14 protein-coding genes are annotated in these 14,553 nt (G+C 68.1%); 4 read left to right on the forward strand and 10 right to left on the reverse strand.

Features of this window, described 5'->3' with window-relative positions; translation table 11 throughout:
- Window positions 1-104: 104 nt before the first annotated feature.
- Window positions 105-983, reverse strand: coding sequence for an aldose 1-epimerase family protein (locus ACEN8G_RS19080; protein ID WP_413414701.1), 879 nt, complete (start codon window positions 981-983; stop codon window positions 105-107).
- A gap of 105 nt (window positions 984-1,088) precedes the next feature.
- Here ACEN8G_RS19080 and ACEN8G_RS19085 point away from each other — a divergent pair, with 105 nt between their 5' ends.
- Window positions 1,089-1,961 carry an NAD(P)-dependent oxidoreductase gene (locus tag ACEN8G_RS19085; protein ID WP_413414702.1) on the forward strand — a complete coding sequence of 291 codons (873 nt, stop codon included), beginning with the start codon at window positions 1,089-1,091 and terminating at the stop codon, window positions 1,959-1,961.
- 135 nt (window positions 1,962-2,096) lie between these two features.
- Here the strand turns inward: ACEN8G_RS19085 and ACEN8G_RS19090 are convergent, their stop codons facing one another.
- Complete coding sequence (locus tag ACEN8G_RS19090) at window positions 2,097-2,831, reverse strand: SDR family NAD(P)-dependent oxidoreductase (protein ID WP_413414703.1); 735 nt, start codon at window positions 2,829-2,831, stop codon at window positions 2,097-2,099.
- Between the two features lie 81 nt (window positions 2,832-2,912).
- On the opposite strand from ACEN8G_RS19090, the gene ACEN8G_RS19095 reads away from it, so the two are divergent.
- Entirely contained in the window at window positions 2,913-3,419 is a 507-nt protein-coding gene (locus tag ACEN8G_RS19095) for a hypothetical protein (RefSeq protein ID WP_413414704.1), read from the forward strand.
- A 3-nt stretch (window positions 3,420-3,422) separates the two neighbouring features.
- On the opposite strand, the gene ACEN8G_RS19100 is transcribed toward ACEN8G_RS19095, so the two are convergent.
- From ACEN8G_RS19100 to rpmI, 5 genes are all read right to left on the reverse strand, one after another.
- A complete protein-coding gene (locus ACEN8G_RS19100; RefSeq protein ID WP_413414705.1) occupies window positions 3,423-3,815 on the reverse strand; it encodes a hypothetical protein in 393 nt (130 codons plus the stop codon).
- On the reverse strand, window positions 3,808-6,219 hold the full coding sequence (gene pheT, locus ACEN8G_RS19105; RefSeq protein ID WP_413414706.1) for a phenylalanine--tRNA ligase subunit beta: 2,412 nt from the start codon (window positions 6,217-6,219) through the stop codon (window positions 3,808-3,810). The genes ACEN8G_RS19100 and pheT overlap by 8 nt, the downstream gene beginning before the upstream one ends.
- On the reverse strand, window positions 6,216-7,316 hold the full coding sequence (pheS, locus tag ACEN8G_RS19110; RefSeq protein WP_413414707.1) for a phenylalanine--tRNA ligase subunit alpha: 1,101 nt from the start codon (window positions 7,314-7,316) through the stop codon (window positions 6,216-6,218). The genes pheT and pheS overlap by 4 nt, the downstream gene beginning before the upstream one ends.
- A 105-nt stretch (window positions 7,317-7,421) precedes the next feature.
- Window positions 7,422-7,787 carry a 50S ribosomal protein L20 gene (gene rplT / locus ACEN8G_RS19115; RefSeq protein ID WP_307116663.1) on the reverse strand — a complete coding sequence of 122 codons (366 nt, stop codon included), beginning with the start codon at window positions 7,785-7,787 and terminating at the stop codon, window positions 7,422-7,424.
- Window positions 7,788-7,802: 15 nt separating this feature from the next.
- A complete protein-coding gene (gene rpmI, locus ACEN8G_RS19120) occupies window positions 7,803-8,006 on the reverse strand; it encodes a 50S ribosomal protein L35 (protein ID WP_056616276.1) in 204 nt (67 codons plus the stop codon).
- Window positions 8,007-8,195: 189 nt separating this feature from the next.
- On the opposite strand from rpmI, the gene ACEN8G_RS19125 reads away from it, so the two are divergent.
- Window positions 8,196-10,304: an AsmA family protein gene (locus tag ACEN8G_RS19125; protein WP_413414708.1), complete on the forward strand. Its 2,109-nt coding sequence runs from the start codon at window positions 8,196-8,198 to the stop codon at window positions 10,302-10,304.
- Window positions 10,305-10,335: 31 nt separating this feature from the next.
- Here the strand turns inward: ACEN8G_RS19125 and ACEN8G_RS19130 are convergent, their stop codons facing one another.
- The 3 genes from ACEN8G_RS19130 to hisN form a co-directional block, all read right to left on the reverse strand.
- The gene (locus ACEN8G_RS19130; protein ID WP_413414709.1) at window positions 10,336-11,826 is read right to left on the reverse strand and encodes an alpha/beta hydrolase family protein; all 1,491 of its coding nucleotides are present in this window, start codon (window positions 11,824-11,826) and stop codon (window positions 10,336-10,338) included.
- A 188-nt stretch (window positions 11,827-12,014) separates the two neighbouring features.
- Window positions 12,015-12,398, reverse strand: a complete 384-nt coding sequence (locus ACEN8G_RS19135; RefSeq protein ID WP_413740667.1) for a hypothetical protein — start codon at window positions 12,396-12,398, stop codon at window positions 12,015-12,017.
- 209 nt (window positions 12,399-12,607) lie between these two features.
- Window positions 12,608-13,405 (reverse strand): histidinol-phosphatase, encoded by a 798-nt coding sequence (gene hisN, locus ACEN8G_RS19140; RefSeq protein ID WP_413414712.1) that lies wholly within the window; start codon window positions 13,403-13,405, stop codon window positions 12,608-12,610.
- A 66-nt stretch (window positions 13,406-13,471) separates the two neighbouring features.
- On the opposite strand from hisN, the gene ACEN8G_RS19145 reads away from it, so the two are divergent.
- Window positions 13,472-14,539: a phospholipase A gene (locus ACEN8G_RS19145; protein WP_413414713.1), complete on the forward strand. Its 1,068-nt coding sequence runs from the start codon at window positions 13,472-13,474 to the stop codon at window positions 14,537-14,539.
- Window positions 14,540-14,553: the final 14 nt, after the last annotated feature.

Genomic DNA, 14,553 nt, shown 5'->3' on the forward strand with positions numbered 1-14,553 from the left:
AGCGTGGCGAAATGGCGTATCGAAGGATGTTGGCGAGCCCGTGCTTCGATACGGACCCTCGACAGGCTCGGTCCCTACCCAGCATGATCGGATAGGGAAAGTGTTTAGTCGGCCAGCGTCACGCGCATCGTGAAGGTCTTCGCCTCACCCGGTGCGAAACGCTGCATCAGCGGCTTGTCCCAGATCTCGCCCGCGAAGCCATAGGGGTCCGCGATCCCGTGCCAGGGCTCGATGCACAGATAGTTCGCGCCCGGCTTCATCCACAGCCCCAGCGCCGGCGTATCGGGAAAGTCGCATACCAGCTGCGGCCCGCCCAGCGCGCCATAGCGGAGCGACTGGCTGCGCACCGGATTCCACACCAGCGCGTCGCGTTCGAACAGCTCGTCATACAGCTCGAGCACCCGGCCATCGACCGGGCTCTCCCAGCTCTCCGCATCCATCCAGCCACCCTTTACGATCGCCGCCAGCTCGCCCGGCTCCTGGTCCGCGAAGACGATCTGGTGCTCTTCCTTCGCCGCGCCATAGGGGAGCGGCCAGGCAAAGGCGGGGTGGAAGCCGAAGCTCGCCGGCATGTCGATCTCGCCGGTGTTGGTCACGGTGATGTCCATCGAAAGCGCCGCGCCGCTCAGCGAGAAGGCCGCATCGAGCGCGAAGGCGAAGGGATAGCCCGCGCGCGTCGCGTCATTGTCGACCAGCCGCAGCACGACCCGGTCCGCCGCCTGCTCGACCAGCGCGAAATCCAGCTTCCGCGCGAAGCCATGCTGGGGCAGCGGACAGGTCTTGCCGCCCAGCCGATATTCGTCGCTCATCAGCCGTCCGACGATCGGGAAGAGCAAAGGCGCGCGTCCCGTCCAGAAGGCGGGATCGGCATCGGTCATCAGCTCGCGCCCCTCGGCATCGGTGAGCGACGACAGCTCGGCCCCGAAGGGATTGATCGCCGCGCCCAGCTCGTCCGACGCGATGCGAATCCAATTGTCAGCCACGCTTGCCCTCCGGTCCTGCCACCCTATCTGCCGCTAGCACGGCGCCCGCGCCGGCAACAATCTGCCGCGCGGCGATCGGTCGCGCGGGTCCAACGGAGCAGCTTCATGGAAATCGGCGTCATCGGCCTCGGCCATATGGGCATCGGCATTGCCCGCAACATCGCCAGGGCCGGGCACCGGCTGACCGTATGGAATCGCGATCCCGCCAAAGCCGAGGCACTGGTCGCCGAAGGTGCCGTCCGCGCCGCCAGCCCTGCCGAGGCCGCGCAGGGCGATGTGGTCGTGACCATGCTCGCCAACGACGCGGCGGTGGAAGCGGTGACCTTTGGCGAGAACGGCATCCTGACGGCGAAGTCCCGGGCGATCCACGTCTCGATGAGCACGATCGCCCCCACTTTGGTCACCCGGCTCGACGCCGCGCACCGCGAGGCGGGCATGCGCTTCCTCTCCGCACCGGTATTCGGCCGGCCAGATGTCGCCGCGGCGGGCGCGCTCAACATCGTGGCGGCAGGCGATGACGACCTCATCGCCGCCTGCCAGCCGCTGTTCGAGGCAATCGGCCAGCGCGTCTTTCCCGTCGGCGACCGGCCGGAACAGGCGAACATCGTCAAGCTCTCGGGCAATTTCATGATCCTCGCCGCGGTCGAGAGCTTCGCCGAGGCGATGGCGCTGGGCGAGAAGAACGGCGTGGCGCCGGCGACCTTCGTCGAGGTGATGACCGAGACCTTGTTCGGCGGTCGCAGCCACCGCGTCTATGGCGAGATCCTCGCCGAGCAGCGCTTCCGCCCGGCGGGCTTCACCGCGCCGCTCGGCCTCAAGGACATGAACCTGGTCTCGGCGCTGGCGAACGACAGCCGCGTGCCGATGCCGCTGCTCGGCGTGATCCGCGACCATCTGCTGAGCGCAATGGCACGCGAAGGCGAGGATCTCGACTGGTCCGGCCTCGCGCTGGCGGTGCGGGCCGACGCGGGGCTGTAAACCTCGCCGAAGGATACCAACCAGTTCCCCGGCGAAGGCTGGGGCCCAGTCTCGGCGCACCATCGATGGCGCAGGAGCGTCACGAACGCCATCGCAACTGGGCCCCGGCCTTCGCCGGGGATCAGCTGAAGCGCATCACCCCTCGCGGTGCACCGCAAAGGCCTGCCAGCTCTGGTTGACCGGCATCAGCTCGAGGCTGTTGATGTTCAGGTGCGGCGGCAGCGTCGCCACCCACAGGATCGTCTCGGCTATGTCCTCGGCGGTCATCGGGTTCACGCCGCCATAGAGCTTGTCGGAAACCTCCTGGCTGCCGGTGCGCACCAGGGTGAACTCGGTCTCGACCATGCCCGGCTCGATCGAAGTGACGCGCACCCCGGTGCCGTGCAGGTCGGCGCGCAGGTCGAGGCTGAGCTGGCGGACGAACGCCTTGGTCGCCGCATAGACGTTGCCGCCCGGATAGGGATATTTCGCCGCGACCGACGACAGGTTGATGATCGCGCCCTTGCGCGCCACCAGCATCGGCAGCAGCTTGTGGGTGATCGAGACGAGCGACGTCACGTTGGTATCGATCATCGTCTTCCAGTTGGAAAGCGACGCCTGCTGCGCCGGCTCCAGCCCGAGCGCGAGCCCGGCATTGTTCACCAGCAGGTCGATCTCGCGGAAGTCCTCGGACAGCGAATCGAGCGCCGCGTCGCGCGCCGCCTCGTCGCGGATGTCGAAGGCGAGCGTGCGGACATTGTCGCGCTCCAGCGTCGCCAGCCGCTCGGCGCGCCGCCCGGTGGCGACGACGTTCCACCCGGCATCGGCAAAGGCATGGACGCAGGCCTCGCCGATCCCTGCGGTTGCGCCGGTGATGAGTGCGGTGGGCATGGGCTGGCTCCTCGTCGAATTGCTGCTGCGCCTATGGTCAATCCGCGCGGCGGCTGCAATTGTCCGAGTGAGGGGGATCGCATGGAAACGCTGAAGATCATCGGATTCGCGACGTTCGCCGCGATTCTCTACGGCGTGCTCCACGATCAGGTGACCGCACATCTCTGCGTCGAATATTTCACCATCGGCCATCCGCCGATCTTCCCGACCGACTCGCCCCTCCTGCTGGCGCTCGGCTGGGGAATCATTGCCACCTGGTGGGTGGGACTACCGCTCGGGATCGGGCTGGCGCTGGCGGCGCGAGCCGGGCCGGCGCCCAGGCTGGCGCTCGCCCAACTGCGCCGCCCGATCCTGCTGCTGATGCTCGGCTGCGGCGTGCTTGCGCTGCTCGCCGGTATCGCCGGAGCGATCGGCGCGTCGCTGGGCTGGGTCTGGCTGGTCGGATGGCTCGCCGAGGCCGTTCCGCGCGAAAGGCATGTCGCCTTCCTCGCCGATCTCTGGGCGCATAGCGCGAGCTATGCCGGCGGATTGATCGGAGGCCTGACGCTGATGGCCCTCACCTGGTGGCGACGCAGCCGGCTTCGCTAGCCCTTATCGCGTTGGGCCCGCCTCTATGCGGACGCCGTCGACATCGGTGAAGGCGAAGAAGAGGACCGGACCGCTTTTCCCGCTGCCCCTGGACAGCCGGCCGGTCATCGATACGCGCAGCGGCGAAGGTCCCGCGCGCATCGTCCAGGGGGTGAGCAGTGCCAAGACCTGATGCAGGTCCTCGTCCTTCTCATAGCCCCCGAACAGGATGACAGCGTCGCACCCCTTGTCCTCGAAATACCAGCCATGCGGGCTGGCATCGATCAGGCGTGCCTCGGTGCGAACCACCTGTCCGGCATAGCGATCGGGCTGGCGGTAGAGATCGCAAAGGCCGACCTCGGGTGGCGCCTGCTGGCCCGCTGCTCCAAGCAGCAAGGCCAGCAGCCAATCAGCCACGCAGCGTCGCGCCGAGCTTGGTCGCCGCGGCGACCACCTTGTCGGCGACGGCCTTCAACTCCTCGTCGGTGAAGCTCTTCTCGCCCGGCTGGAGCGTGATCTCCACACCCAGGCTCTTCTGCCCCTCCGGCACGCCGGTGCCGGTGAAGACGTCGAACAGCCGCGCATCGACGATCACCGCCTTGTCCGCGCCCTTGACGGTGCGGACAAGGTCGCCCGCCGCCAGCGTGGTCGGCACCAGGAAGGCGAAGTCCCGCGTCACGGCCTGCAGCGCCGGCGGCGTATAGGCCGTGCGCATGAAGCCGTTTCCGCCGCGCTTGCCGGGCAGCGCATCGAGATAAAGCTCGACCGCGGCGACATCGCCGTCGAGGTCGAACGCCTTGAGCACGCTCGGGTGCACCATGCCGAACGCCGCGAGCACGGTCTTCGGCCCCAGCCGCAAGGTCGCCGACTGGCCGGGGTGCCAGACGTCACCGGCCTCCCCCATCACCTGCAAATTCGCCACCGGTGCGCCGGCGGCTTCGAGCAGCGCCAGCGCCTCGGCCTTGGCATCGAATGCGGTGAAGGCCTGGGCCTTGCCGCCCTGCCAGCCGCGCGGGGTCCTGGCGCCCGCCAGCAGCACGCCAAGCGTCGCGCGCTCGCCGTCCGCCAGATAGCGCCGGCCCAGCTCGAACAGGCGGACCGAGGTCGCGCCGCGCTTGAGGTTGCGCTCGGCAGCGCCGAGCAGGCCCGGCAGCAGCGACGGCCGCATGACCTTCATGTCCTCGCTGATCGGGTTGGCCAGCGTCCAGGCGCCGCCGCCGAACGGCGCCGCCTCGGCCTCGGAGACGAAGCTCCAGGTCACCGCTTCGTTGAGCCCGCGCGCGGCGGCGTTGCGGCGCAGCTTGCGCTCGATTTTCTGTTCGGGCGTCGCAGTGGGCTTCGCCACGCCCGGCACGCGCGACAGCGGCGTCGAGGGCACGTTGTCGATGCCTTCGATGCGGATCACTTCCTCGACCAGGTCGGCCGGGCCATCGACATCGCGGCGCCAGCTCGGCGCGGTGACGCGCAGCGCGTCGAAGCCCTGGGCCAGCTCGACCGGATCGCCATTGCCGTCGAGCGGCTGGACGGTGAAGCCCAGGCTCTCGAGGATCTCGACCTGGCGCGCCGCCGACACGGCGAGGCCGCCCAGCGTCTCGGCCAGCTTCGGATCATAGCCGGTGGTCACACCGACCTTGGGCAGCGTGCCGGCGCGGGTGACTTCGCTCGCCTTGCCGCCGCACAGCTGGATCACCAGCCGCGTCGCGATCGCGATGCCGTCCTCGAGGAACTGCGGATCGACGCCGCGCTCGAAGCGCGAGCGCGCATCGCTGGTCAGCATCAGCTTCTGGCCGGCGCGGGCGATATGCTCGGGATCGAAATAGGCGCATTCGATCACGACATCGGTGGTGGTCTCGGACACGCCGGTGTCCTCGCCGCCCATAATGCCGCCGATATCGTGCACGCCGTTCGCGTCGGCGATCACGGTGATCGTCTCGTCGAGCGTATAGGTCTTCTCGTTGAGCGCGAGCACCTGCTCGCCGGCCTTCGCCTTGCGCACGGTCAGCGCGCCGTTGAGCTTGGCCTTGTCATAGACATGGAGCGGACGGCCGAGGTCGATCATCACATAGTTGGTGATGTCGACCAAAGCCGAGATCGGGCGCTGGCCGATCGCCTTCAGCCGGCGCTGCATCCATTCGGGCGACGCGCCGTTGGTCACGCCGCTGACGGTCTGGCCATAATAAGCCGGGCAGCCTTCGGGCGCCTCGATCTTCACCTCGGGGCCCGCGCCCTCGCCCGCCACCGGCTCGGCGTCGAGCGGCTTGAGCGTGCCGAGGCCGGCCGCGGCGAGATCGCGCGCGATGCCGCGCACGCCCATGCAGTCCTGGCGGTTCGGGGTGATCGAGATGTCGAACACCGGGTCGTTCAAATCGGCATAGTCGGCGAACGCCGTGCCGACCGGCGCGTCGGCCGGCAGCTCGATGATGCCGTCATGATCCTCGCCCAGCTCGAGCTCGCGCGTCGAGCACATCATGCCGTTCGATTCGACCCCGCGCACCGCGGCGACCTTCAGCGCCATGCCGTTCGCCGGCACCACCGCGCCCGGCGTGCCCAGCACCCCGACCAGCCCGGCGCGCGCATTGGGCGCGCCGCAGACGACCTGCAGCACCTGCTCGCCGGTATCGACGGTCAGCACCTGCAGCTTGTCGGCCTGGGGATGCCGCTCGGCGGTCAGCACCTTGGCGACGCGGAAGCCGTTCAGCTTCTCGCCGGGATTCTCCACGCCTTCCACTTCGAGGCCGACGCGGGTCAGCGCCTCCTCGATGTCGGTGAGCGAGGCACTGGTGTCGAGATGCTCCTTGAGCCAGCTCAGGGTGAACTTCATGCGCCCACTCCCCCGCTCAGCGTGGGCACGTCGAGTGCCGAGAAGCCGTAATGCTTGAGCCAGCGCAGATCGCCGTCGAAGAAGGCGCGCAAGTCGTCCATCCCATATTTGAGCATCGCCAGCCGGTCGACGCCGGTGCCGAAGGCGAAGCCCTGCCATTCGTTCGGATCGAGGCCGCAGCTCTCGATCACCTTGCGGTGGACCATCCCGGAGCCGAGCACTTCCATCCAGCCGCCATTGTCGCTCTTGCGCGGATCGCCGCCGATCACGCGCTTGCCGTTCTGCCAGGTGAAGCCGACATCGACTTCGGCCGAAGGCTCGGTGAACGGGAAATAGCTCGGGCGCAGCCGCAGCACGATGTCGTCGCGCTCGAAGAACGCCTTGAGGAAGGTCTCCAGCGTCCATTTGAGGTGGCCGAGCGTGATCCCCTTATCGATCACCAGCCCCTCGATCTGGTGGAACATCGGCGTGTGCGTCGCGTCGCTGTCCGAACGATAGACGCGGCCCGGCGCGATGATCCGGATCGGCGGCTTGTTCGCCACCATCGTGCGGATCTGCACCGGCGAGGTGTGGGTGCGCAGCAGGTACTTCTGGCTGCCGTCTTCCTCACGCGGGAAATAGAAGGTGTCATGCATCGCCCGCGCCGGATGCGTCTCGGGGATGTTGAGCGCGGTGAAATTGTGCCAGTCGTCCTCGATCTCGGGACCGGTGGCGACCGCGAAGCCGAGATCGGCGAAGATTTCCGCCAGTTCGTCCATCACCTGGCTCACCGGATGCACCGAACCGGCCGGCACGCTGTCGACCGGCAGCGTCATGTCGATCGTCTCGCTGGTGAGGCGCGCGTCGAGCGCCGCCTTCTCCAGCGAAGCCTTGCGCGCCGCCAGCGCCTCGGTCACCGCCTCGCGCAGCGAATGGATGCGCGGCCCTTCGACCTGGCGCTCCTCGGGGCTCATTCCGCCCAGGGTCTTGAGCAGGCCGGTGATCGCCCCCTGCTTGCCGAGCGCATGCACGCGCACGGCCTCAAGCGGCTCGAGCCCCGCCGCGGCATCGATCGCGCCGAGCAGGTCGGTGCGGAGCTGGTCCAGATCGGTCGTCATCAAATCCTCATTTCGTCGAGGGAGCCTCTAGCCGGGGAGACGGCAAAGAAAAAGGGCGCCGGTGTTGCCACCGACGCCCCATTTTCTCGTACTCGCTCAGGTCGCTTACGCGGCCTGGGGCAGAGCCGCCTTCGCCTGCGCGATGATGGCGGTAAAGGCTTCGCCTTCGTTCATGGCGATATCGGCCAGGACCTTGCGGTCCAGCTCGATGCCGGCGAGCTTCAGCCCGTGCATGAACTGCGAGTAGGTCAGGCCCTCGGCGCGGACACCGGCGTTGATGCGCTGGATCCACAGACCACGGAAGGTCCGCTTCTTAACCTTGCGGTCGCGATAGGCGTACTGGCCGGCCTTTTCGACGGCCTGACGGGCGATGCGGATCGTGTTCTTGCGACGACCGCGATAGCCCTTTGCCTGCTCGAGAATGTTCTTGTGCTTGGCCTTGGTGGTCGTACCACGCTTAACTCGTGCCATTTTCCAGGGCCTCCCTTACTTCAGGCCGTACGGCGCCCACGCGATAACGCGGGCGGTATCGGCGTCGGCGAGCACGGAGGTGCCGCGGTTCTGGCGGATGTACTTCGCGTTGTGCGAAATCAGGCGGTGGCGCTTGCCGGCGACTCCGTGCTTCACCTTGCCAGTGGCGGTGAGCTTGAAGCGCTTCTTGACGCCGCTCTTCGTCTTGAGCTTGGGCATTTTCGTCTCCTTATGGTTCGACGATTGCGGACACGCGCGGCAGCCCATTCAGCCGGCGCATCCCTACGATCGCGGAAAGCGCGCGCCCTAGCGGAAGAGTCGGGAGAGCGCAAGGTGAGTCTCAAGACTCCCCTCCCGCAAGCGGAAGGGGAACGGGAACCCCATGGCGTCGCGGGGCTTTTCCTCTCCATGGCAGACCGGGACACGCCCATCACAGCCGCCGAGACGGCCCCGCCGCCCGCCGGCGCGCCCGCCAAACCGATTCGCGCGCTCGGCACCCCGATCGCCAGCGTCATAGCCGTCGTCGCCACCATCCTCGGCCTGCTGGTCCTTGCCTGGACGATCCTGTTCGTCACCAAGGGCCGTTTCCTCAAGCACAGCTTCGAGCGCATCGTCGCGGGCCAGACCCACCGCGAGGTGAAGGTCGCCGGCGACTTCCAGCTCTATCTCGACCCGTTCAACGTGAAGTTCGTCGCCGAGCGCATGACGCTCTCCAACCCGGCATGGGCCGGCAGGGGCAATTTCTTCGAGGCCCGCCGGATCGATTCGCGCATCTCCACCTGGTCGCTGATCACCGGAAACCGCCGGATCAACTGGCTGAGCCTGGAGAATGGCCAGGTCGATCTGCAATGGGACAAGGCCGGCAAGCGCAACACATGGACCTTCAGCGAGGAGAAGGGCGAGCCACTCGACCTGCCCGCGATCCGCCGCGCGCTGCTCCAGGGCACGCTGATCCGCTATGCCGATCCGCGGATGCAGATCGAGGCAGCGATCCGCGTCCACACCGTCGAGGCGAAGGACACCCAGTTCGCCTCGACCATCTCGTTCGACGGCAGCGGCACCGCGCGCGGCACCCGCTTCGTGCTGAACGGCGCGCTGCTCACCCCCAACGCCACCGTCTCGGGCGGCAGGAACCAGCTCAAGCTCCATGCCGAGGGCGTGCGCACCCAGCTCGACGTCTCGGGCACCCTGCCCGGCGCGACCGAGATCGAGGGCGCCGACCTCCACATGGACGTGCGCGGCCAGAACCTTGCCGACATCTTCATGCTCGCCGGCATCGCCGTGCCCGACACCCGCACCTATCGCCTGCGCTCGGCGCTGACCAAGCAGGGCAATGAATGGCGCTTCACCGGGCTGAAGGGCCGGTTCGGCGATTCGGACCTCGCCGGCAAGATGACCGTGAAGATGACGCGCCCGCGCATGCTGCTCACCGCGCAGCTCGCCACCGACACGCTCGACATCGTCGATGCCGGCCCGTTCATCGGCTATAATCCGAACACGCTGGCGGCCAAGGGCGCCGCCGGGGCGATCACCCAGGTCTCGGGCACGCCGCGGATCCTGCCCGATGCCAAGCTGCGCGTGGAGGCGCTCAGGAACTTCGACGCCAGGGTCCATTGGACGGTGCGCGACGTCCGCGCGCCCAGCTTCCCGGTCTCCAACATCGAGCTGGGGCTCGATCTCGACAACATGCTGCTCAAGCTCAGCCCGCTCAACTTCAGCATGGCGCGCGGCACGGTCAGCTCGGACATCACCATCAACGCCCGCCGCCAGCCGGTCTTCACCGATTACGACATCCGTCTCTCCCCCACCCCGATGGGCACGCTCCTCGCCGGCTTCGGCGTCGAGCAGAGCGGCACCAGCGGCACGGTCAAGGCGCGGGTGAAGATGACTGGCTCGGGCGACAGCGTGCGCGAATCGCTCGCCCGTTCGAACGGCCGCATCGCGGTGATCCTGCCGCGCGGCAGCATGTGGACACGCAACATCCAGCTGTCCGAGATCGACATCGGCACCTTCCTCCAGAAGATGTTCGAGAAGAAGCTCAAGGAGCCCGTGCAGATCAATTGCGGGCTGATCGGCTTCACGGTGCGGAACGGCATCGCCGCGGCAGACCCGATCCTGATCGACACCCAGAAGAACGTTGTGCTCGGCCGCGGCGGGTTCAGCTTCAGGAACGAGAGCATCGACTTGGCGATCCGCGCCGACAGCAAGAAGTTCAGCCTGTTTTCCGGCCAGTCGCCGGTCGGGCTGAACGGCTATTTCGCCCGGCCGGGTCTCGACGTGATCTCGCCCGAGCTGGTCGCGCGCGCCGGCGTGGGCCTCGGCCTCGGCGTCTTCGCCAGCCCCTTCGCGGCGATCATCGCGTTCGTCGATGTCGGCGATGCCAAGGCGGCCGATTGCGGGCCGGTGCTGGAGGGCGCCCGCGCGGCTTCCCAGCGCACCAGCAAGGGCAAGCCACGCGACGATGTCGGCCGCGGCACGACGAGCAAGTCGGAGAAGGGCAAGCGCGGCAAGGGCTGAACTTCCCTTCGCCCGGGAAGAGGATTCAGGCCTAGCGGCGCAGCCGGGCCGCGATCCAGTCACCGACCAGCGTCACCACCTGGGGCTCGGAAACCGCCGGAATCTTGCGCTCGGCCTTGCCCAGGTCGCCGGTCTTCGCGTCCTGGAAGATGTGGTTCATGCCGGGCACCACGATAACCGTCGCGTCGCGGTTGCCGCGCAGGGCCGCCTGGGCGGCGGGCATGCTCAGCGGCGTCGACACGGTCTCATCCTCGCCCGCATAGAGCGCCAGCACCGGCGCGCGGACCGCGGCGAGCGTGGCATCGGTCGTCACGTCATACATCGAGAGCATCGCCGCATCGTCCATCACCCCGACGGCGCCGCCGGCCTGTTCGGAGCTGAAGCCGGCCGCAACGAATGCCTCGATCAGCCGCCCCCGCGCGGTCTCCGCCACCGTCGGCGATGCCTTGCCCACCCGCGCATCGAGGAAGGGGCGCGCCGCCGCGACGATCCGGGCGATCCCGTCAGGCGCAATGCCGCCCCTCGCCAGATTGCTGCGCAACCCTTCGAGGAAAGGCTCGCCCCGGGCGCCGACCGGCCCCGCCAGCATCACCACCGCGGCGATGCCGGGATCGCGCGCCGCCAGTGCCGGGCCGATCACGCCGCCCTGGCTCAGCCCAAACACCGCGATCCGCTTGCCATCGATATCGGTGCGACTGCGCAGCCAGCCGATCACCGCGGCGGCATCGCGCTCGAGCAACGGCAGCGTATCGAGGAATGCGCCCGTCGATTCGCCCGATCCGCGCTTGTCATAGTCGAGCGTGGCGATGCCGTCGGCCAGCAGCCGATCCTGGACCAGCGGAAAGATTCCGCGCAGCGACGGGCCACTGCCGTTCAGCAGCAGCACCACCGGGAACGGCCCGTCGCCGTGCCGCATCGGCAGGCGCAGCGTCGCCGCCAGCGTCACCCCGGGCTCGATTGGGATCGGAAGGTCCTCGGCAAGCTGCATGGGGCGGAACCCGGCGAAGGCCCGCGAGGCCTGCGCCGCATCGGGGGCTCCCGCGGCGAAGAGCGCCGGCCCCAGCACCACTTCCGCGCCTGCCTTTCCCAGTTGCACGGTCAGGCGCTGCGATCCCGCCGCGAGATCGGCGGGCGCGATGCCGGAAAGGGTGAAACGCTGCCAGCGCGTCGTCAGCCGGATCTGGTCGCTGGCAAAGGCGCGATAGGGCGACGTGCTATCCCGCAGCGCCACCGGCACCGTGATCGGGCGCGCGGCGCGGGCCCAGAAGGTCGCGCTGAGCCGCTCGCCCGCCTTGCGCGCCAGCGGCACCGGCATCCCCGCCCCGCTCGACCAGTCCTCGCCCGGCGTCGCGCTCTGCGCGACCCGGAGCGCCCCGCCACCGGGCACGCCGGCATCGCGCAGATAGCCATGCCGCGTCCCATGGACCGCCCACCCGGCGACCTCGGCCGGCTCGATGCGTTGCGCCAGCGCGGGGGCGGCGAATGGCAGCGAAAGCAGAAGCGCCAGAACGGCACGCAGCACGGCTTTCATCCTCGGCTCTCCCCCGCCTCTCCGGGGCCAGCATCCCGGAGAAAGCCGAGCGCGGTCAAGTCGCTCTTTGCGTCGCTGGAAACAGGGAGAATACGCGCATGAACCGAGGCAATGGAACGGCGGGCAAGTCGGATAGGGGCAAGCGCGGGTGTTGAGGAAGCAGGGTTGGCCGCCAGCCTTCAGGCCTCCGAACCGCTCCCACCATTTGGGAAGCGGTTTCCAACTTCATTGAAATGCTTCTCGCCGTAGAAGCCGTCGCCAAGATCATAGAGATACAGGGTAACCGGGCACGATTGCGCGTTCGCCCAGGCCACCGCCTCCCGAACCGAAACGGCTTCGCGCTGGTCGTAATCCACCGTCTGCAAGGGATGGCTTTCAGGTGCCTGGTCGGCGTCGGCACAGCTATTGTCATGTTCGATCGCCTCGACGATCGCGTTGACCTCGCGCCAGCGATAGGGGCGGGTGCGCTTGTCTATGATGTTCCACAGCATCGCGACGCCTGTAGCACGACCGCTCTCGACCGTAACGACCGCCGTCGCCGATTCGCTGGGCGCATCCGACACGGATACCCCGCTTGCAAAAATGGGATTCCGCCTGCTTGGCTTTCGCGGCCGGATCACCGTCCGGCCGCTCTTTAAACTGTTGGAAACATAGGAAAGGCGGCGCGCAATAAACGTGCGAGATCGCGCGCCTTTCCGGGAACAGTGTCAACCCAAGGCGCCGCCAGAACCCGCTTTCGGCCTGTACTTCGTGTACTTTGGCGAGTCGTGGCTCAATGCCCGTGTTGGTGATCTCCGCGACAGGCCAGCGCTTCGAGGATGTCGTCGATCCGCGCCGGATCGCCCGCCGCGATCACCTCGCCATTGCTGCCCGCGTGGAGGGGGTCACCCTGCCAGTCGCACATCCGCCCGCCTGCGCCCTCGACGATCGGCACCAGCGCGGCGAAGTCGTGGAGCTTGAGCCCCGCCTCGACCACCACGTCCATCCAGCCGCTCGCGACGCAGCCATAATTATAGCAGTCGCCGCCCAGCACCACGCTCATCACCGCGGCGTCGAGATGCTCGAAGGCGTGGAGCTGGTCGTCGCCGAACAGCGCCGGGCTGGTGGTGGCGAGGATCGCCTGGTCGAGCTCGCGGCAGCGGCGCGTCTCGGCGGGCTTGCCGTTGAACAGGGTCGGCCGGCCGGCCACACCCAGCCAGCGCTCTTTCGTCACCGGCTGGTCGATGATGCCGAGCAGCGGCCAGCCCTCCTCGACCAGCGCGATCAGCGTGCCGAAGATCGGGCGGCCGGCGATGAAGGCGCGGGTACCGTCGATCGGGTCGAGCACCCAGACCCGCCCGCTGGTGCCTTCGCGCACCCCGAACTCCTCGCCCTGGATGCCGTCCATCGGCCGCTCGGCGATGATCAGCTTTCGCATCGCCTCCTCGGCGGCGCGGTCGGCCAGGGTGACCGGGGACTGGTCCTCCTTGGCCTCGAGCCCGTGCTCCGAGCGGAAATAGGGGAGGATCGCGGCGCCCGCGGCATCGGCGAGGCGTTCGGCGAGGGTGATGTCTGCGGCGGTTACTGGCATGGCTCCCGCCCTAGACTTCAGATTCTGACTCGCCAAGGTCACAAACCCCTGCCACTCCACCCGCCAATGACCTTGCGCCGCCTGCTGATCCCCGCCGCGCTGCTCGCCGCCACGCCCGCCGCGGCGCAGAGCCTGCGCGCCGTGCCCGCCCAGCCCGCCTCCGAGACCGAGGCGCTGCGCGGCGTGGAAGTGTTCCTCATCAACGAGGGCGAGGTGCCGGTCACCGATGCCGGCCCGCGCCAGATCGAGATCACCGCGGTCGACGGCACGCGCCTGGTGCTGGAGCGCGCGCCCGGGCCGCTGGCGACGGTCGCCCCGCACGGCTTCGCCAAGGCACGCTACATCCCGGTCAGCGTCGCCGGCCGTGCCGTGCCGCCGTCCGAACAGCATGCCGCCGCCGAGATTCCTGAGGGCGAGACGGTGGTGCAGAGTTCGACCGGCAGCTCGGCGGCATTCGCCGACCGGTTCGAGGCGCATGAGCCGATCTATGGCGCGTTCGGGCTGAAGGATGCGGGCGGCAAGCTGCAGGTGAGCTTCGCCTTCCGCCCGTTCGCCGAGAAGGCGCCGCTCAAGCTCGGCAATCTCCGCTTCGCCTATACCCAGACGATGTTCTGGGCGCTGAACCAGCCCTCGGGCCCGTTCCGCTCGACCAATTACAGCCCCGAGATCTACGCCGACATTCCATTCGATGAGACCACCAAGGTCGCGCTCGGCTATCGGCACGATTCGAACGGGCGCGGCGAACTCGATTCGGTCGATACCAACCGCGTCTATCTGCGTGCCGAGAAGAGTTTCGACCTGGGCGGCGACTGGCATCTCGATGTCGCCCCCCAAGCTTGGTTCTATGTCGGCCAGATCCGCACCGCGCCCGATGTGAAGGACTATTTCGGCTATACCAGCCTCACCGCGGCGATCGGCCAGCGCGACGGGCTCAAGCTGTCGCTCACCGGCCGCGGCAATTTCGAGACGGGCAAGGGCGCGGCGGAATTGTTCGTCTCCTACCCCCTCGCTCGGATTGCCAAGGGCGTGGGCTTCTATATCTTCGGCCAGGCGTTCACCGGCTATGGCGAGGCACTGGACGACTATCGCAAGAACGACACCCATGCCCGGATCGGCATCGCCCTCACCCGCTGACCGGAAAGACCCCC

Origin of the sequence: Sphingomonas sp. Sphisp66 (assembly GCF_047324325.1) — a bacterium.
Classification (GTDB): Bacteria; Pseudomonadota; Alphaproteobacteria; order Sphingomonadales; family Sphingomonadaceae; genus Sphingomonas.